General features: G+C 53.9%; 15 protein-coding genes. 7 read left to right on the plus strand and 8 right to left on the minus strand.

From position 1 onward, the window contains the following. Positions 1 to 31: 31 nt before the first annotated feature. The 5 genes from JF44_RS0111605 to tldD form a co-directional block, all read right to left on the minus strand. Positions 32 to 1,075: a threonine aldolase family protein gene (locus tag JF44_RS0111605; RefSeq protein WP_033069168.1), complete on the minus strand. Its 1,044-nt coding sequence runs from the start codon at positions 1,073 to 1,075 to the stop codon at positions 32 to 34. 101 nt (positions 1,076 to 1,176) lie between these two features. Further along, entirely contained in the window at positions 1,177 to 3,459 is a 2,283-nt protein-coding gene (locus JF44_RS0111610) for a CHASE2 domain-containing protein (RefSeq protein WP_033069169.1), read from the minus strand. 37 nt (positions 3,460 to 3,496) lie between these two features. Beyond that, on the minus strand, positions 3,497 to 4,927 hold the full coding sequence (locus tag JF44_RS0111615; RefSeq protein ID WP_081944431.1) for a FecR family protein: 1,431 nt from the start codon (positions 4,925 to 4,927) through the stop codon (positions 3,497 to 3,499). Between the two features lie 2 nt (positions 4,928 to 4,929). Continuing rightward, positions 4,930 to 6,399, minus strand: coding sequence for a tetratricopeptide repeat protein (locus JF44_RS0111620; RefSeq protein WP_033069170.1), 1,470 nt, complete (start codon positions 6,397 to 6,399; stop codon positions 4,930 to 4,932). 252 nt (positions 6,400 to 6,651) lie between these two features. Further along, a complete protein-coding gene (tldD, locus tag JF44_RS0111625; protein WP_033069171.1) occupies positions 6,652 to 8,085 on the minus strand; it encodes a metalloprotease TldD in 1,434 nt (477 codons plus the stop codon). A 208-nt stretch (positions 8,086 to 8,293) separates the two neighbouring features. On the opposite strand from tldD, the gene JF44_RS0111630 reads away from it, so the two are divergent. Further along, positions 8,294 to 9,562, plus strand: coding sequence for a DUF3422 family protein (locus tag JF44_RS0111630; protein WP_033069172.1), 1,269 nt, complete (start codon positions 8,294 to 8,296; stop codon positions 9,560 to 9,562). Positions 9,563 to 9,577: 15 nt separating this feature from the next. On the opposite strand, the gene JF44_RS0111635 is transcribed toward JF44_RS0111630, so the two are convergent. Continuing rightward, the gene (locus JF44_RS0111635) at positions 9,578 to 10,645 is read right to left on the minus strand and encodes a COX15/CtaA family protein (protein WP_033069173.1); all 1,068 of its coding nucleotides are present in this window, start codon (positions 10,643 to 10,645) and stop codon (positions 9,578 to 9,580) included. A 256-nt stretch (positions 10,646 to 10,901) separates the two neighbouring features. Between JF44_RS0111635 and JF44_RS0111640 the strand changes: the two genes are divergently transcribed. From JF44_RS0111640 to JF44_RS0111660, 5 genes are all read left to right on the plus strand, one after another. Beyond that, entirely contained in the window at positions 10,902 to 11,462 is a 561-nt protein-coding gene (locus JF44_RS0111640; protein WP_033069174.1) for a precorrin-2 dehydrogenase/sirohydrochlorin ferrochelatase family protein, read from the plus strand. After that, positions 11,459 to 12,202, plus strand: coding sequence for a phosphoadenylyl-sulfate reductase (locus JF44_RS0111645; RefSeq protein ID WP_081944432.1), 744 nt, complete (start codon positions 11,459 to 11,461; stop codon positions 12,200 to 12,202). Before JF44_RS0111640 ends, JF44_RS0111645 begins: the two co-directional genes overlap by 4 nt. A 254-nt stretch (positions 12,203 to 12,456) precedes the next feature. Next, on the plus strand, positions 12,457 to 13,791 hold the full coding sequence (locus JF44_RS0111650; RefSeq protein WP_033069176.1) for a TackOD1 domain-containing metal-binding protein: 1,335 nt from the start codon (positions 12,457 to 12,459) through the stop codon (positions 13,789 to 13,791). Beyond that, a complete protein-coding gene (locus JF44_RS0111655) occupies positions 13,781 to 15,061 on the plus strand; it encodes a glycosyltransferase family 2 protein (protein WP_033069177.1) in 1,281 nt (426 codons plus the stop codon). The genes JF44_RS0111650 and JF44_RS0111655 overlap by 11 nt, the downstream gene beginning before the upstream one ends. 9 nt (positions 15,062 to 15,070) lie before the next feature. Continuing rightward, positions 15,071 to 16,108, plus strand: coding sequence for an HlyD family secretion protein (locus JF44_RS0111660; RefSeq protein WP_033069178.1), 1,038 nt, complete (start codon positions 15,071 to 15,073; stop codon positions 16,106 to 16,108). Positions 16,109 to 16,131: 23 nt separating this feature from the next. On the opposite strand, the gene JF44_RS0111665 is transcribed toward JF44_RS0111660, so the two are convergent. Together JF44_RS0111665 and JF44_RS0111670 are read right to left on the minus strand one after the other, a co-directional pair. Then, entirely contained in the window at positions 16,132 to 17,580 is a 1,449-nt protein-coding gene (locus JF44_RS0111665; protein WP_238318435.1) for a deoxyguanosinetriphosphate triphosphohydrolase, read from the minus strand. A 136-nt stretch (positions 17,581 to 17,716) separates the two neighbouring features. Beyond that, complete coding sequence (locus JF44_RS0111670; protein WP_033069179.1) at positions 17,717 to 18,136, minus strand: DUF4870 family protein; 420 nt, start codon at positions 18,134 to 18,136, stop codon at positions 17,717 to 17,719. A gap of 233 nt (positions 18,137 to 18,369) precedes the next feature. Here JF44_RS0111670 and gor point away from each other — a divergent pair, with 233 nt between their 5' ends. After that, positions 18,370 to 19,731 (plus strand): glutathione-disulfide reductase, encoded by a 1,362-nt coding sequence (gor, locus tag JF44_RS0111675; protein WP_033069204.1) that lies wholly within the window; start codon positions 18,370 to 18,372, stop codon positions 19,729 to 19,731. Positions 19,732 to 19,866: the final 135 nt, after the last annotated feature.

Below are 19,866 nucleotides of genomic sequence, written 5' to 3' on the forward strand. Positions count from 1 at the left end.
TGGTATTCATGCCTAAGGGCATGGCGGCGTATTATGCGATTGAGTTTTGATCCTTGTGGCCAAGAGTTTCTGGCAGGTCTTGGATCAGATCAATCGGGCTGTTCCAGGCGCAGACAAATCGATATGCATCCGCGCCAAGCGATGGCCAGTTGCGAAATACAATGCCCCCATCGCGAAGCGTCTGTGCCAGTTCGTCTGTCATGTGAATAAACAACTCGTTGCCTTCCGGGCGAAAGGCGGGTTTTGCGCCCATGTTTTCAAGCGATTGCGCAAGAGCCACCGCCGACTGATTGGCATGGCGTGCGTTGCGCAGCCATAGGTCATCTTCAAGATAGGCCAGAAGCTGTGCCGCAAGATAGCGATGCTTGGAAAACATATGTCCACCACGCTTGCGGTTTTGTTCGGTTCTTTGGCGCAGTTCCGTATCAAACAAAATGATCGCATCAACTGCAAGCGCCCCGTTCTTGGTCGCCCCAAAGCTTAAGGCATCTACACCGGCCTTCCAGGTGATCTCGGACGGATGGCAATCAAGTGCAGCGACGGCGTTGGCAAAGCGGGCGCCATCCATGAACAGTCGCATGTCATGCTTTTGGCAGACGTTGCCAATCGCCTGAATTTCTTCCACGGAATACACCGTTCCGAATTCTGTGCTTTGCGTGATGGCTACGCATTCCGGATCAACCGAATGCATACCGTTTGTGACATGCCCGCTAAGGTACGTTTCAAGCGACGATGCTTCGATCTTGGCCGATGGACCATCCATGCCAAGCAGTTTTGCCCCGCCACCATAAAAAGCAACACCCGTGGATTCCGTTACATTGATGTGGGCATGGTGATGACAGACAATCCCGCCAAACGGTGACACCAGCCCTGCCAACCCGATGACATTGGCAGCCGTCCCCGTGGCGACCGGTACCACACAGACGTCTGTGCCAAAAAGGCGGGAAAATGCGGCGTCAAGCTGTTCGCTTTTCTCATCTGCGCCATAGGGCAGGGCGTTATGATCGCTTTCCGCAGCAATGGCAGCAAGGATTTCCGGACAGATCGGGGTAACATTGTCTGATGAGAAATTCATAGGCGCCTCGACTTAAACAGGCATTAATTGCTTTGATGCCCAAACAGGGGTGGGAGTGGCCAGACAAGATTGTTTAGAATTCGGCGGCATTGCAAGAACGGTTATTTGCTTGTGGCAACAAATACGCCGTCCCAATCATCAGGTGGTGGCGTTTGCCTAAACAGTGCAATGCGTTCTGCATAAAGGTCATAAAGCCCGCGAAGCGACCCCACCGCGTCAGATGCGTCGCGGCATTGCGCAATAAGCTGTTCCGCGTCATCCCAGCGTTGGTTGCGATAGGCATCAAGCATGGATCTGTGCAGGCGATCAAGGGCCTGAAACGGTTCTGACGTACGCAGGGTGCTGTCGCCCAAAAGGGCAAAGATATGGACCGCTTCGCTTTTGCCTTTAACTGCAATCAGGTCCAGCTCAACAATGGCAAATGCCGTTCCGACCCGTTTTGCGACATCTTCACCCAGAACGATATCAACGCCGTAGTTTTTTGATTGCCCCTCAAGCCGGGCGGCAAGATTGACGGCATCGCCCAGCACGGAATAATCAAAACGCTGATCCGATCCCATGTTGCCGACAAGGCAATCGCCGCTATTGATCCCGATCCCGACATTTAGCGGCAGGAACGTCTCATTGGCCTGCTTGGCTTCTTGATGGCGTTCGTGGTTAAGCGTTGCAAGGGCAACACGCATGGCAAGTGCGCTTTCACAGGCGTGATGGGCGTGACTATCAACATCAAGTGGCGCATTCCAGAACGCCATGATGCAATCGCCCATGTATTTGTCGATCGTCCCTTCACGGTTGAGGATACATTCGGTCAAGGGTGTCAGCAGCCGGTTTATCAGGCGCGTTAAACCTTGTGGGTTGGATTTGAAGCCTTCTGAAATCGCGGTAAAACCGCGCACGTCACAAAACATCAAGGTCATGTCGCGTGTTTCGCCGCCCAGTTTCAAGCGTTCCGGATGGCGCGATAGTTCGTTGACCAGTGCGGGCGACAGATAGTTGCCAAAGGCGGTGCGCACCTGGCGGCGTTCGCCTTCGGTACGCATGAAGCCGATCAGGGTGGTTGCGCTATAGACCGCAAGCAAACTGATCAATGGATAAACCGGATCAATCAGCAAAAGTTTGGTTTCATAGGCCCACCAGGAAAACCAGAAGGCGGCAACGCCAAGGGTGCTGCCCGCAATGGCCGGCCAAACTGCGCCAAGGCGTGGCACCATGAACACAAAGAACAACCCAACGAGCAAAAGGACGAATGTTTCGGCTTCCGCAGCCCAGTACGGCCGGGTCAGAAAATGATCCAGGATCATCTGTTCAAGCATTTCGGCATGGATTTCAACCCCCGGCAAGACCGGATCAAGCGGGCTTGACCGCAGATCAAGCAGCCCGGCGGCACTGGTGCCGACCAGAACAAAGGTATCGCGCAGCGCATCTTTTGGCAGGCTGTCATTCATCACATCAGAGGCCGAGATATAGCGTGCCGCATTATGCCCGCTGAAATGTACCCACATATAACCGGCATGATCGGTGGGGATGGTGGCCTGTCCGACCCGGATTGCGTCAATGCCCTCGGACCGGGTCCAGCGTGTGCTGCCGCTGGCGCCGGACATGCGCACATTCATGGTTTTGGGCGCATCTTGTAAAACCCGCAGCATTTCAAGCGACAATGTCGGATAGACTGGCATGCCGATCACGGGCATTTCATGATCAAGGGCAGCAAGCAACGGGACACGGCGCACAATGCCGTCCTGCTCCGGTGCGACATTGACAAGCGCATTGCCGCTTGCGGCATTTTCGATGACATCAAGGTTCTTTGCTGCACCGGGCAGAACGGCAATGAAATCGGAAAGCTTGCGCCCCGCTTCGCCGGAAACACTGAAATTTCCAATCTGTCGCGGGGCAGTTTCGATGGGTTTGTTTGTGAGCTGGTTGGCGGTGACAATCTGTCCGGTGCCGGCGATGAACTGGGCAAACAGATTGTCATGATCCGGCAGGGTTTGAACCTTTGCCGTGATTTCGTCGGTGGTGGGGCTTTTGGGCCAATCGTTGACCACTCTTGCCGGTGATGTACGATCCGGTTCGGCAAACACCATATCAAAGCCAACCACGCGCGCCCCCGAAGCCCGCAAACGATATACCAGCCCGGCCAGATTGGTGCGCGGCCACGGCCATTGGCCCATTTCTTCAAGGCTTTTTTCATCGATATCGACAATTCGAACGCCGACATCGTCAAATTCCCGTGGTGCAATGCGCTGATAGGTATCGAAGACATTCATGCGCAACTGATCGACAAACGGCACATCCTGCCACCGCATGAAAACGCAGGCCAGCAGGATGCCGAGTGGGATCAGATAATGCAGTACACGAAGCAGGGCGTTCTTACTCAGACGCATGATGGGTTTTCGTTCCCTTTGCCTGCCAATTGTCCGATCAGTTCAATGTTGCACTACCGTCCGTGCCTGACGAATAAGTGGTTGTCGAAAGATTGAAATCGACGTTATAGGCATCTTGAAAGGTTGCCGTCGCACTACACCCTAATGTGGTGCAATTCGGATCATAGGTGAAGTCACCGCTTTCAAATGCGACGTTGCCGTTTGTGTTGGTGTAATCGAAAGTCGTCGGGTTAAAGCCACCATCAAGAATCCCGGCCTTTCCGGTTAACCCAGATCCGGTCTGAGTTACGTTTGAAAATTCTATCGCTATCGTTCGGTTCGCGAAATCGACCGTCGAGGCAAAGCTGTAATCAACGTTTGCGCCGTCGATATTGATCGTTCCGGTCGTTACAGAACCAGTCGTGATTTGGCGAAGGCCATCATAGCTAAACGGATCGTTGTCGCTGCTGTTACTATTGCTGCTGTCAACATTACCTAAAATTTCAGTTATCTCACCCTGACTGGAAGTTGCTTGGGTGGCACCTACTTGCGCCATGGCAACTTCAATGCTGCCAGCCATGGTTGCCCCGGTTTGGGTGTCGGCCTGTTGGCTTTGGGACGGTGTCAGACTGCTGTTTGTGTCCGATGTTGACCCCGAACTCCCCCCGTTACTGCCCGCTGGGTCATTGCTGCGTGACGCTGTACGGACAAGATTGGTTGAAAAGTCAAAGGTCGCGATGTTTTCAGGGAAGCGTGTCGGGGTGGTGACGGCACCGTTGCTGACAAACACACCAAAGTTCTCACCCGTGACATTTTCGCTGTTGCCGTTTTGGTCGTTGACGGCAAACGCACCGGGGCGTGATGTCGTGTCATTGCGCTGAAGGCCGGGCCCCTGGTTCACCGCCATAAAGACCTGCTGATTGGCTGCTTCTGGGGTTGAGGTGTCAAATGATCCCGGCACGACTTCATTTGCCTGCTCGGCGGAAACGGACCGGATCAGACCAATGGTACCACGAATGCCAATGGACCCGACCGGAAGGTTGATATCCATGCTTGATGGATTGTTTAGCGGAATTTTGCCCGTGACAAACCGCATTACACCGCGCGCCATATCCGCAACAATGCGGCCATCGCCGCTTGCCGGGTCATAGACAAATTCATCAATCGCGATGTCGCTGTTCGGGCCGATGGTAAAGACCGTTTCGTCAAGCAACAGGATTTGCATGCCTGAATTGCCAGACGTTGTAATGCGATCACCGAGATAAACCGGCATTCCGCTTTCAACCAATACGCCGACTTCGCCGGTGGTCCGGGCCATGGTGACATCGCCTGTCACCGCAGCGGAAACGCCAGCCATCTCTTCGCTGATTTCGGCATTCGCCGGTTGCGCATGAAAAGCAGCCAGCACCAAGGGTGCGGCCATCAGGGCACAACGGACAAACCAAAAGACAGGTTTGCGTGAGCAGGCGGGTTTTACGTCTTTGCGCATCACTAGAACTCCCATCGCCGGGTCAGATAAAATTGTGCCCTGGCGTTATGATATTCGTAGTTGGGAATGTTTGATTTGGTATTCAGATATTCACCCGTGATCGACCAGTTGATCGGTGCCAGCAGGTCATATATCTGATTTGCCGTATTGCTATCCCCAAACAAATTCGATGGCACTATGTGCGAAAGTGGCCCGCCATAGGTCAGTCTTGTTCGTGTTGCGCGATCCATACGGTGTTGCGGCGAATTGCCGGTCACCAGAAAATCCGGGTCGCGATAACGATCAATTCCGTGGCGAATGCTTCCGCTTATGTAACTTCCCCCACCAAACAGATAAGCATGGATCAGCTCGCCGCTCAAGCTGTCATAACTGTAGTAATTGCGTGCTGCTTCTTTTTTGCCCGCTGAAATATTTACTGTGGTGCGGTGGTTTGGCGTCCACGAATAGTTCCCGCCCACGCGCGCGCCATAACGTTGACCCGAATGCAGGCGCAGGGCCGTTGATTCGCTGGTATTTTGATACCGTTCATCTGCATAACTGACCGAACCGTTCAAATTGAAGAAGGGGCGCGGGTTCCAGTCAAGGCGCAAGCGCCCGGACCGCGATGTCAGATACTTTTGTTTGGAAAGCGATTGCACCGTTTGATTGAATGTCGGTGTCAGCGTCCAGTATCCACCACGAATGCGTGTGCCGATATCGGTTGAAAAGGATCCCAGATCAAGTGAATCAAGCTGGACCTGATCGCTGGTATATCCGGTGACGCTGGCAAAGACTTCGTGGCCTTCCTGATAGCCAAGATCATAGCTGACGTCGTAGCGAAGGGCTCCGATAAAGGCGATATCGTTTTGCGGTTTGCTTTCGGATGCTGTCACGGCGGTGGGGGTGCCGGTCAGAAGTTGCACCTTGTCATTGGTTGCGGCATTGCGGTTGCTGTCAACCTGAGAGCCAAGCGTTGCGGTAATGGACTGACGCAACCGTTTGCGGCGCTGACTGATTGCGCCCAGATACTTGTCGATATCAGCGGCGACTTCTGGGGAAACGTTCATTTGACGCAGGCGTTCGAACTGTGCTCGGGCCTCATCCAAACTGTCGAGGCGATAAAGTACAATCGCATAATAAAGGCGCACCGGCGCAAGTTCCGGATCTAGCACCAGGATGCGTTCCAGCGTTGCTGATGCGCCGCGCACTTCACCACGTGAAAGCTGGGCTTTCGCCCATCGGAAGTTCAAGACAATGTCGTCAGGACTGGCGAGGATATCGGCATAGGTAATATCACCACCGTCATCGGTTTCAAGCAACAGGTTGGCGCGTGCGGTAACGTCCGTCAGCCTTTCGAAATCCTCGGAAAACTGACGTGCTTCGTCTGTGCGAACATCAATGCTTTGTTGTGCTTTGGCACCGGGTTGCCCCATCACCAGTGCCGCAAGTACAACTGAGAATGCCGTACGTTGCCACCATTTGCCTGTGTTCAAGCTTATTCCCCATCTGTGCCAGATTGCAGCACGCCCCCGAACCCATCGATATTCAATGCGCAGCCGACAGTTAAGCCAGCCTGATGGCCACAATCTGTTTTGAACTGTTCGTAACAGATTATGGGTTCTGCGAAGGGGATGTAAGCCATTCGACAGGCTGATAGTTCAGCTTGCGAAGGATAGTATGTTCATACGTTGGGATAGTCAAAATCTCTGTAGGTAGTATTTGACATAGCCATAAGTTGCTTCTGGTTATACCGCAGTGCCGCCAACTGTAAGACCATCAATCCGCAGGGTGGGCTGTCCAACACCAACCGGCACGCCTTGGCCATCCTTGCCACAGGTGCCAATTCCGTTATCAAGTTCCATGTCATTCCCAACCATGGATACCTTGGTCAGGCTGTCTGGGCCATTACCAATCAGGGTCGCCCCTTTGACCGGTGCGCCAAGTTTACCGTTTTCAATCAGGTAGGCTTCAGAGGCCGAGAAGACGAATTTGCCCGATGTGATATCGACCTGGCCGCCGCCGAAATTAACCGCATAGATGCCGTTTTTGACGGAAGCCAGAATTTCTTCAGGCTCCTTGTCGCCGCCCAGCATATACGTATTGGTCATCCGTGGCATCGGCGCGTGGGCATAGGATTGGCGACGACCGTTGCCGGTGGATTTGACCCCGGTCAGACGCGCATTCAAGCGGTCCTGCATGAACCCTTTGAGGATACCGTCTTCGATCAGAACAGTCTGCTGGGTTGGTGTGCCTTCATCATCAATGGAAAGCGAGCCGCGCCGGTCATTGATCGTGCCGTCGTCAACAACGGTGACACCCGGCGATGCAATCCGTTGGCCCAGAAGCCCGGCAAAGGCAGATGTGCCCTTACGGTTAAAATCGCCCTCAAGCCCGTGACCAATCGCTTCATGAAGCAAAATACCCGGCCAGCCCGGGCCAAGCACCACGGTCATTTCGCCTGCGGGGGCAGCAACGGAGTCAAGGTTCACAATCGCCTGGCGGAGCGACTCATCGACGGCCTTTTTCCAGGTCTTTTCATCAAAGAACCCGTCATAGCCGATACGACCACCTTCGCCGTGCGAACCGGTTTCCATGCGGTCACCCTGTTTGACCACGACCGAAACGTTAAACCGAACAAGCGGGCGGATGTCGCCAATGCGCTGACCACCCGAACGCCAGATCTGAACCGCCTGCCAGTTGCCCGAAATCGATGCTGAAACCTGAACAACGCGCGGATCGCGGGACCGGGCATAGGCATCAATCTGTGCCAGCAGATCAACCTTGGCCTCAAAGGTTGTTTCACCCAGCGGGTTTACATCGGAATAAAGCGACACATTTGTGCCGATAGATCCCAAATCGACCTTGCCTGACCGGCCTGATCCAACAGCCTTGACGGTTTCTGCCGCACGACCGACGGCATCGTTGGACAGTTCGTTGGAATGGGAAAAGGCGGTGGCTTCATCGGCAACCGCACGCAGACCAAAGCCCTGTGCGGTATCAAAGTTCGCACTGCGAAGTCGGCCATCATCCCAGACCAGACTTTCGGACTGACGATATTCAAGGAACAGTTCCCCGTCTTCTGCTGTGCCAAGCGCATCATTGACTTGTTTCTCGAGCCGTGCGCGATCAAGGTCGCCTTTGGCGAAAAACAGATTGTCGGTGGTGCGAAGATCGGTCATGGAACCTCCTTGGGGCCGGGATTGTGCGGCCAGAGAAAATGATTTTCCCCGTATGGTAAAAGAACTTGTGACAGTATTTTCCCTTACGTTTTATGGGCTTTCTGTCACCTTCGACTTTCGTCTATACAGGTACTGTCGGCGATCAGGCAAAACCGACCGCTGAACGTTTTATATAGACCGCAATGGCCAATTATGAAAGCCCGTGGCAATGTTTGTCGATCATCCCCAGCGTGTCGCCCTTCACAACGAAATTCATGCCCGCCCATTTGGCGGTGTTAAAAGCCCGGCGCGCTGTTCCTGTGTTGCCTTTCAGGCAGGCGAAGAACTGGATAGCGCGGTTCGCGAACATTTCATTGCATTCTGCCATAGATACAGCCTGACGCCTCCGGCGCCAGATCAAAAATACTTTGAGGCTGCCTGTGACGGCTTTTCCGTTATTTGGGAACGCCATGCCGAATTTACGGTCTATGTATTCAAACGCACCGAACCGTTCGATAATCCATTTGAAGACCCTGTGATCAACCTGATCCCACAGGACTGGTTGCAGGAAACACCCGGGCAATTGCTTGTCGGACTGCACATTGTGGTCGACAAAACGGATCGCAGTGATGATGAAGTATCAAGACTGTTTGATCATAATGGACTGACGGGCAGCCGGGTTTTGGGCGGAACCGCACAGGTCTGGACAGATTTTCGCCTGCATGGCGATGGCTTTGGCCGGATATTGATCAAGGATTGCGGGCTGGAGCACCTTCAGGCCGGACGTTTGGTTCAAAGACTTAAGGAAATTGAGGTCTATCGCATGATGGCGCTGCTGGCCTTTCCGCTGGCCCATTGCGCGACACCCAAGGTTTCAGAAATTGACGCGCGGCTTTCGGATATTACTGCTGAAATGGCCAGCAAGACGCAAACCAACGATGAAGAAACCCTGGCGAAATTGACAGACCTTGCCGCTCAGACCGAAGAAATGGCAGCGTCGCTGAACTATCGGTTCAGTGCCGCACGTGCCTATTACCGGATCGTACAGGCGCGGCTGTCTGAACTGCGCGAAGAGCGTGTCGAGGGCGTTCAGACAATGACGGAATTCCTTGAACGGCGTCTGGCACCGGCCATGCGGACCTGTCAGAACATCGGTGATCGTCTGGAAGTTCTTTCAAAGCGTGTGGCACGGGCCAACAATCTGTTGCGCACACGTGTCGATATTCTGCTTGAGGCGCAAAACCGTGACTTGCTGGCCAGCATGGACCGTCGCGTGAAACTGCAACTGCGTTTGCAGCAAACCGTCGAAGGGCTTTCTGTTGCGGCCATCACCTATTATGCCGTGGGCTTGCTGGGCTATTTGTTCAAGGCGGCCATGGATGCAGGCGTTCCTATTAACGATCGGGTGGCGACAGGCGTTGCCGTGCCACTGGTGCTTGGCGCGATCTGGCTTGCCATGCGGCGGGTGCGCAAAGCCCTGCATCGTGCCGACAAATAACAGTCGATAGCGCGATCAGCTTGCGTCCTGATGCGGGTGGCACAGCTTGTAAGCTGCGTAGGTCACGGTGGCGACCAAAACGACGGCACCGGCCTGATGTGCCACACCCAGCGGCAACCACACGACACTCAGAAGCGTTGAAATGCCAAGCGCGACCTGAAGGCATACAGCCAGCAGGACCAGATGCGTGGAAAACCGCTGATTATTGCTCAGACCCCATGTTCCGGCCCGCCACCAGAAGACCAGCACCATAATAAAGGTGAGTTTTGCCAACCAGCGATGATCCCACTGTACCGTCATGTGATCTTCGAACGGTGCCAGCCATGCGGGATCAAACACGAACAGGCCCTCGGGGATCAACTGACCATCCATCAACGGGAAGGTGTTATAGATATGGCCGGCGTTCAGCCCCGCCACAAAACCACCGGACAGGGCGGTAAACACAATCAGGCACATCAACTGCCAGGCCCGTTTTGAGGGGATGGTTGCTTTTGCACGTGGGGCATATTGCTGCAGGCCGACCCACAAAAGGGCAATGAAAATCACCAAGGCCAACCCAAAATGAGCAGTCAGGCGGTATTGGCTGACATCGGGGCGATCCACCAGCCCGCTCATGACCATGTACCAGCCCATCAGGCCCTGCAGGCCACCCAGCACAAACAGTCCCCAAAGTTTCCATTTGGTCGCACGGTCAATGGATTTCTTGGCAAGGAACCAGACGAAGGGTACGAAAAATACGATCCCGATCAACCGGCCCCAAAGACGGTGAATGAATTCCAGCCAGAAGATTGATTTGAAATCTTCAACCGACATCCAGGCATTGACCTTCTGGAATTCGGGATACTGGCTGTATTTCTGATAAAGCGCTGTCCAGTCCGCCTCGTTCATTGGGGGGATGATACCGGTAAAGGGCCGCCATTCCACGATCGACAGTCCCGACTCCGTCAGGCGCGTCAATCCCCCGATCACCACCATGATGAACACCATGGCCGCACAGCCAAACAGCCAGATGGCAACATTCCGGTTGGCTTGTGGCAGTGCTGTGGTGGTTGCAGACAGGGTGGGGGCAGCGGTACTGGACATCTTGGCGCTCTTTTGAAGGGACGTTCGGTCAGGTGTGGCTTTTTGAAATTTGGCCCAATATAGGGCGGTTTTTCAAAAATTGCAGGCAAAAGCTTTACGCGAACAATGGTGTCGCCGGATCACAAGGTGTTGTTCAATTAATACAAAATAAATTTGTTGTTAACAAATAAAACACATAAAAAATGTATTGAATAATTATTTATCCACACTCATAGTTCTGGGTAATAGAGAGAAACCCGCTAATCAAGGATCGACGATGTTTCCCATCAATCTGGACCTGACGCGACTTTCAGTCGCCTTGGTCGGCAATGGTCAGGCAACCCTGAACCGTTTGCGCCAGTTTGACGGTGATGGGGCAGAATACGTCACCGTTTATTCCGAAAACCCAATCCCGGAACTGGTCGATCAGGCCGGTGACCGGTTGCACCGCTATTTGCCCAACTCGGCCGATGTCAATGCGGCATCCATTATGTTCATTGTTGACCTTGGCGAAAAAAAGGATGCGGAACTTGCATCCATTGCCAAGGCTGTTGGCACAATTGCCAATGTTGAAGACGTCAAGGAATACTGTGATTTTTTCTCACCAGCACGGGTACAGCGCGGTGATTTGATGATCACGGTATCGACCAACGGCCATAGTCCCAGGCTTGCAGGCCGTATTCGACGTGCTATAGAACACTGGCTTGATCCAAAGTGGTCAGAACGTCTTGCCATACTTTCTGCGGAGCGGGAAAAGTGGAAGGCGAACGGTGCTGATATGAAGCAGTTGCTTGAAAAAACCGATGATTTCATAAATCGTCGCGGATGGTTGCCATGAACGTAATGCGCGAAGAAGATATTCTTACCGGTGGCTCAATGTCCTCCGAAGAGGCTACTGATCGAGCAGCATCTCTGCTGGGGCGATATGGCCACTTGCAGGGTGTCGCCCTGATCGAACCAATGGTGCATGAAGAGTTCAACGGTCGCATTACCATGACCTCGTCATTCGGGACGGAGGCCGCAGCACTCCTTGCGTTGGTGGCGGAAGTGGACCCGAACTTGCCGGTGATTTTCCTTGATACCCGCAAGCTGTTTGGTGAAACCCATACCTATCGCGAACAGCTTGTTGATCAACTGGGGCTGACCAACATCAAAATCATGCGCCCGGACGAGGAAAAGCTTAAGGCCGAAGACCCCGACGGAATGCTGTTTGCCTCTGATGTGCCGAAATGCTGCTATCTGCGCAAGGTGGAGCCGCTTCAACGTGCGCTTGAAGGTTATGATGCCTGGTTAACGGGCCGCAAACGCTTCCACGGTGGGGAACGCGATGCGCTTCCGGTGGTCGAACCGGCAGGCTCGCGGATCAAGATCAATCCGCTGGCTGGATACAAGCGCGAGGATATTGACGATATCTTTGAACACCGTGCCCTGCCGCGTCATCCGCTACAGGCAGAAGGTTTCCTGTCGATTGGGTGCATGCCCTGCACAGAGCGCGTTGATCCCAATACAACCGATGTCCGTGCCGGTCGATGGGCTGGTCAGGACAAGACCGAGTGCGGTATTCATTACATCATCTAAAGGCATTGCTGCCAGTTGGTTGCAAGATGTTTGAACGCAAAACGGCCCCTGATATCAGGGGCCGTTTTGCATTTGATCTGTTTGAAACGCGTCAAACTTATTCCTTATTTCATTGAAAAATAAAAAGACCCTGAGAAGAACAATCTGATCGGAAGATCGTTTGTATAGGTACAAATATTGAAATCAGTCGATAAAAAGCGGCGGGCAAACTGTCGGAAGATCGACTGTAATGGTTGGAAAAAGGGCAAAGTTTCATGCAGCTTGCGCAAGCCGCACCGCTGAATGTTTTGGCTATGGGGACGTTTGATCAACTTCCGGTCAATGTCCATTGCGTCACCAAAGGACAGAAGTTTTCCGCAGTTTTTTGTGACGAAACAACAAGTCTTGGTTTTGAGGAGCTGGTTCGTCTGCGCGGCGATGCTGCGCACGACCTGTTCCCGATATACTGGTTTGGTGAAGGGGCGCCACCATATGTGGATGCCAGCTATCCCGATAGCCGCCCGCAATCCCTGCATGAGGCAACACGAGATGCCTATGCGAAGATTGCCCGGATCGAAAACCTTGGACGCAAACAGGTGGAAGAAGACCGGGAACTCCTGAACCTGTTGGGGTATCTGGTGTCGCGCAAATGCGAAGCGGTTCCCCGTTGGGCTCCAAACAATAAGAGGCTGGTCGAATATACCGAGTTAAGGCCCGAATTTTCATCGCGCAGCCTGTTGATGCAGCTTTATCGTAAAGGGCTGCTGGAACGTGATTTTTGGCGCAAGACCCATCAATGCAGCAAGTGCAATTCATCGCGCCTGAATGTTGCGGAACATTGCCCGGACTGTAAATCCACCGATCTGGTGGAAATGGATATTGTGCATCATTTTTCTTGCGGTCATCAGGGGCCGCAGGATGCCTTTCAACTTAGTGCCGGCGGACGGATGATTTGTCCGTCCTGCGAACAAAATCTGGATCATTTCGGTGTTGACTATGACAAGCCGGGCCGTGTCCAGGTTTGTCAAAATTGTCGCGCCGTAACCGAAAACCCGATCACGATTTTTGAATGCCTTGATTGTGCAACCCTGACCCTGAGTGATGAGGCAATCCAGCGGGACTGGTATCGTTTTCGCCTTAGTGCGGCGGGGCAGGAAGCCGCCATGTTGGGGCAAATTCCGGTCACCAGTCTTGAAAATGCATTTGGTGGGTTTGAACCGTCCAAGGATTATGCAACTTTCACCGCCTTGCTCGACAATGGCCTGAACACTGCGCAACGCTATGATCGGCCTTTCAGTGTTGCGGTCATGCGTTTGGCCAGTGATGAAAATGACCGAGATGGGCCAAATGTTGCCTTTGGCACCGCGATGCGCAAAACGCTGGTTAAGCTGTTGCGCGAAATCCTGCGCGATTCAGATTTCCTGTATGCTGCGGGCAATCAGATCGTTTTTGTCTTTCCTGAAACGGATGCCGAGGAACTTCAATCCATTGTCGACCGGATTGAAGCGCGGCTTCTGACAGATGTGACAGAGCGCCCCGATTACAGCTTCGAGGATTGGTCAGGCCGAACCTTTCGCGATATTCTGCAAGGAGTACGCGTTGTTCGTTGATGGCATCAACTATCTGTTATCGCTAAGCTTTCCGGCTTTTGTCGTAATGTTCTGGTACTTTTTCCTGCTGGAACTCCCACGGTTTATTCTGGCCGGGATTGCGGTTTGCATCGCCACGGTCATCAAGCGAAAGCAAGACGCGCCCCGCCCGCCGATCCGCAAGCCCCGCATTTCTGTTCTTTTGCCGGGTCATAACGAAGCCGAAAACCTGCCGCGCGCAATCATGTCCATGCGCGAACAGACCTTGCCACCCGATCAGATCGTGGTTGTTGATGATGGATCAACCGATGACAGCGTGGCCGTTGCCAAGGCGCTGATGGACGATGGCTTGATTGATGTTGTGCGCACCAGTCATGTGCGTGGGGGCAAGTCGGCGGCAGCCAATCTTGGTCTTGCGGCATGTACCGGCGATATCGTGATTATCGCCGATGCCGATACGACCTATGACTGTACAGCGTTCGAATATTTGATTGCGGAATTTGATGACCCGAAAACCGGGGCAGTGGCCGGAAACCTTGGCGCGCGCAATGCCGATGTCTCGCTTGCGACCTGTTGGCAGGCAATCCAGTATCAGATTTCCATCGGGCTTGGTCGCCAGGTCTCCGACATGCTGGGCGTTTTGTTTATTGTCTCTGGCGCGTTTGGTGCCTTTCGACGTCAGGCACTTGAACAGGTTGGTGGCTGGTCGGTCGGTCCGGGCGAGGATGCCGAACTGACCAACAAAATCCGCCGTGCCGGGTGGCGCATCCGTTTTGCCCACAACGCCTGGTCGCTGACCGATGTTCCGGAAACCTTTTCACAACTTGCGCGTCAACGGTTGCGCTGGGACCGGTCGCTCATTCGCATGCGGTGGCGGCGCTATCGGGTGTTTCTTGATCCGACAGATGCGCAGTTTCGGCTGTCAAATGCGCTTGGCACAATTGATATCCTGTTCTTTCAGGCATTCCTGTCGTTGTCCTTCGTGCTCTATCTGATCTGGCTGGTGGAAGTCTATGGCAGCTTTGGCTGGGTGATTGCCGTGGTGAACCTTCTGGCCTATTCGGTCTTTGGCGTTTTCGGCTTTGTCATGGCCCAGATTGCCTGCCCGCGCCCGACGATCAGGCGCCTTTGGCCCTATGTGATTGGCTATGGCGTGTTTAATTCATTGTTCCTGCGGTTCGTGCGGTTGGTCGCCTGTTTTGATGAGCTGATTTTCCGCCGTTCCTTTGATGATAATTACGTGCCGCGACGCGTGCGCCATGCTGCGCGCAAGTCCGGTCAAGACAGGTAATCAAGGCATATGAAACTGAAAAATCATCGCCCGTCGACCCGATTGATCCGTGAACCCCGCGCCATGCCCAAAAAACGGCACCTTGGGCGGTGGATCTATGTTGGTATCCTTGTCATGGTCGGGGTGTGGGCATTTGATGTTTTCTTCGGGCATTTTTTCTTTCTGCGTGGTGATGGCCTTGTTGTGGCGCGCCCCTATGTGGTGGCCAGTGAATATATCGGAACCGTGCGCGACATCACGGTGCGGCAGGGGGACCGGGTCAAACGCGGGGATGTTGTCGCACACCTCAGTTCGCGCCAATATGATGAACAGCTTGCCCGGCTGCGGTTTGAACTATCCAATTTGTCAGCCGACCGTGCGCGCATAAGCAGCCAGCTTGCCGGGACACGCGAACTTGTGTCCGTTGCGCGCAAGCGTCTTAAATCGGCGGAAGCCTTTCGGGAAAAACTCGAAACGGGGCTAAAAAACGGGCTGAGTACGGGAACGGCACTCAATACCGCCTATGAACGCGAATATTCCGCGCGCGAGGACCTTGAACGCATTACATCTGATATCGTGACCCTGCGTGCAGAGGTCAAAGCGCTGTATCAGCAAATCGACCAACGCTATGTCCTGATCCATGATATCGAGGAATCCTATGATGAAGGACGGCTTGTCGCACCTGAAAGCGGGATTGTGACCGATGTTTCGGCAATCGAAAGCAGCGTGATGCGCCCGGGCAATCCGATCATGACGATTGCGGCCGGGAAACCCTATGTGCTGGCCTATTTCGAAAACGGCTCGCTTTATGAAATCAATCCCGGTCAGGAAGTCTTGATGTATTACGGCACCCGATCTCTGGAAGGCCGGGTGACATCACTGCTGCCGGTTTCCGAACAACTTCCCGAAGAATTCCAGCGATCCTTCCAGCCAACCGGGCGTGCCCAGATTGCCGAGGTGGAAATCACAACACCGGAAAACCAGCCCCCGCTTTTCGCCAAACTTGAAATCGGCGGCGGACTGTTTTCATCGATCCGGCGCCTGTTTGACTGGTTGCTTGCGACCTGATGGATAGGTTTGAAGGAGGGGACTTAAATCGTAATGCCCTGAAGTTTGCGAAACAGGGTCACGGCATAGCGGTCCGTCATGCCCGATATATAATCCATCACCCGCATCAGGCGGCTATACAGATCGGGTGCCTCCGTCAGTTTACCTGACAAAAGCTTGTCGATCCGGTCGGCCTGTGGTGGCAGGCGCTTGCCGTGATTTTTATGTTCATCGATGTCAATTGCAGCCCGCACAAAACTGTCCAGCAGGCCGTTGATGACCTCGAACCCAGCCATTTCAATCGGCAAGACATGGGGCGCGTTGTAAATCTTTTGCACGGCCAGTTTCTTGCATGCCTTGGCGTGCGGGCCAAGCGGGGTGTTGGCAAGCAAGTCGCCTTCGATGGTGCCGCTTAAAAGGGCGTCTTCATTTTCAATAAAGGCATCAACCGCGGCCTTGACCAGATTGCCGATTGCCTTGCCACGCAAGAAACCGATCCGGTCATTTTCGGATTTTTCAGCATACCAGCCTTCACCCCGAAGGTCATTCCAGCGTTGCTCTGCATCGCCGTCATATTTGTCCGGGTGGCGGGCAATCGGGGCAAGGGCGCGTTCGACTTCCTCGAAACTGACACAGCCCAGTTCCCAGCCATCCTCAAGATCGACCACCGAATAACAAATATCGTCAGCCGCCTCGACCAGATAGACCAGCGGATGACGCCGCCATGCCCCGTCAAACCCGTCAAGCGGTGACAGGCCACAGGTCCTGGCGATGGCCTGGGCAATCTCGCGTTCCGCCTGATAATATCCGGGTTTTTTAAGGCCGGTATATTCCTTGCGGCGCGCCTCGGGCACCGATGTACTGCGCGGATATTTGATAAAGCTGCCCAGCGTGCCGTAAGTCAGGTTAAGCCCACCGTCAAAGCGCTTCATTTCAAGCTGGCTTATGATGCGCAAGCCTTGCGCGTTGCCCTCGAAATGGCGCAGGTCTTCCAGCTCCGGCCCCGAAAGACGCGATGTCAGTTCATCCTTGGCAAGGCGCGATGTGGTGAACCATTCATTGATGGCATCTTCGCCGGAATGGCCAAAGGGCGGGTTGCCGATATCATGGGCCAAGCAGGCCGCCTGCACCATATAGCCGATATCGGCGACGGTGGTTTCGCTGTCCTGGGGCAGGTTTTTAACGATATGCGCACCGGCCATAAGCCCAAGGGACTGCCCGACAGAGCCAACCTCGATCGTGTGGGTCAGGCGGGTATGGACGTGATCGTTTTCAGATAAGGGATGCACTTGCGTTTTGTTTTGCAGGCGCCGGAACGAGGATGAAAAAATCACCCGGTCGACATCAATCTGAAACGGGCTACGGCCATCGGGGGTAGGATAGGGTTTGCCTTCGGGCAGGCGCACCTTGCCATCCTTGAATTCAAGCCGATGAGAAGAAAGAAGATCTTCCCAGCGCATTTTATCGCCAGACCATTGTGCAGACGACGCCACTTTAAACCCCTGTCCGTATCGAGTGTTGTGTCAGATATTGTTGCTGTTGTTCTTATCCGCCAACTTTAACGGGCCGGGGAGTCCGGTGCAATCGGACAAAACAGCGCTCAGCCGATTGCACCGCAATTATTCGGACTTAGCCAAAGAACCAGCTTCTTGGATCATCAATCGGACGGCCATTGAGTGCGCGCAAAAGCCCGATCACATTGCGCCCGATAAACCATGCGGTGGTGTAAAGCCCCATTAAGCCGACAACCGCCCAGCCCAATAGCGGAATCCAGCCTATCACCAAGGTGAACAGGCCAAGAATCATCGCATAGAAAATGCTGATCCAGAATGTTCGGACGATGAAGATATAGTGGCTGTTGGTCCAGTGATTGTCGTCTTCACGCGCGATATAGGCAACGATCAGGGCGATAAAGCCCGTCGCAAAGGCCGTAAAAAGGGTCGCGATCATAAGCCCGTAACAGACAAGAGCCGTATTACCGCCGCGCTCGTCAGCATGGCGCGGTGCTGTGTCAAAAGACGCATCCTGACCGTGAATATGGTCGTTCATCGAGTTTTTCCTTTTCGTCGCAATCCCCATCGCGTCTTTCAGAAGATATAGACCAAAAGTTTAAAAATGCTATTCCCGATTAGGTGTCATTGTCACCAAAGCCGGTTTTAGCCCTGTGATAGCGGGCATCACACAATTTTTACGCCCGATTTACCTTGTTTTGCCTCGACTCTTGGCAATTTCGCCCTACATTTGGCGCCATGTTGTCAATTGACCAAAACAGGAATTTCCGCATGTCGGACTATGATTTTGATTTGTTTGTAATCGGTGCCGGATCGGGTGGCGTGCGCGCAGCCCGCGTCGCATCGGGATATGGCGCAAAGGTCGCCATCGCCGAAGAAAGCCGCGTTGGCGGCACCTGTGTGATCCGTGGCTGCGTGCCCAAAAAGCTTTTGGTATATGGCGCGCACTTTGCCGAGGATTTCGAAGATGCCGCTGCCTATGGCTGGTCCCTTCCGGATGCGCCAAGCTTTAGCTGGAAGACACTGATCGCCAACAAGGATGCCGAGATTGACCGGCTGAACGGCATCTATAAAAAGCTTCTCGCCGGATCAAATATTGAACTGTTTGAAAGCCGCGCTGTTCTTAAGGATGCCCACACCATTGCTGTGGGTGACAAAACCGTCACGGCTGAACGCATTCTGATTGCGGTGGGCGGTACGCCGGTCATGCCTGATATTCCGGGCATCGAACATGCGATTTCGTCCAATCAGGCCTTCCATCTTGAAGACCTGCCCGAACGGATTGCCGTTGTCGGTGGCGGCTATATCGCGGTGGAGTTTGCCGGTATTTTTGCCGGCCTTGGCGCGAATGTGACCCAGTTCTATCGCGGTGATCAGATCCTTCGCGGCTTTGACAACGATATCCGCACCCATCTGGCCGAGGAAATCGTCAAAAAGGGCATTGATCTTCGCCTGAACACCAATGTCACGGCGATCGCCAAAAATGACGATGGTTCGCTCAGCCTGACCCTGACGGGTGGGGGGCATCAGGAAGTTGATGCCATCATGTTTGCCACCGGTCGTGAACCCAAAACCAATGGTCTGGGGCTTGAACAGGCCGGGGTGGAGCTTAATGACAAAAGCGCGATCAAAACCAATGCCGGTCTTCAGACCAGTGTGCCAAACATTTATGCCGTCGGGGATGTCCGTGATCACATCCAGCTGACCCCGGTTGCCATCAAGGAAGGCATGGCATTCGCCGATACCGTGTATGGCGGAAAACCATGGTCCATGAGCTATCAGGCCATCCCGACCGCCGTCTTCAGCCAGCCGCCGGTTGGCACTGTCGGCCTGTCCGAGGAAGAAGCACGCGCCAAAGGCATGGATGTTGATATCTATAAATCGACCTTCAAACCGATGCGCCACACGCTTTCGGGACGTGATGAAAAAACGCTGATGAAGCTGATCGTCGATAAAACCACCGATGTGGTGCTTGGCGCGCATATGGTTGGCCCGGATGCGGCCGAAATCATTCAGGGCATCGGCATTGCCGTGCGCATGGGGGCCACCAAGGCCCAGTTCGATCAGACTGTTGCGGTCCATCCGTCCGCGGCCGAGGAATTTGTCACCATGCGGTTCCCGGTAACGAGTTAAACGCAGGGTAAGCCCGGTAATATCGCGTAACGTCAAATTACGCCGAGCTACGCCAGGTTACGCAAGAAGGGTGACGCGTCAATCGCGTCACCCTTCTTCGTTTGGGGCAGGAATAAAAATGGGGAAGGCAAGGGT

The organism is Thalassospira australica (assembly GCF_000763295.1).
Taxonomy (GTDB): Bacteria; Pseudomonadota; Alphaproteobacteria; order Rhodospirillales; family Thalassospiraceae; genus Thalassospira; species Thalassospira australica.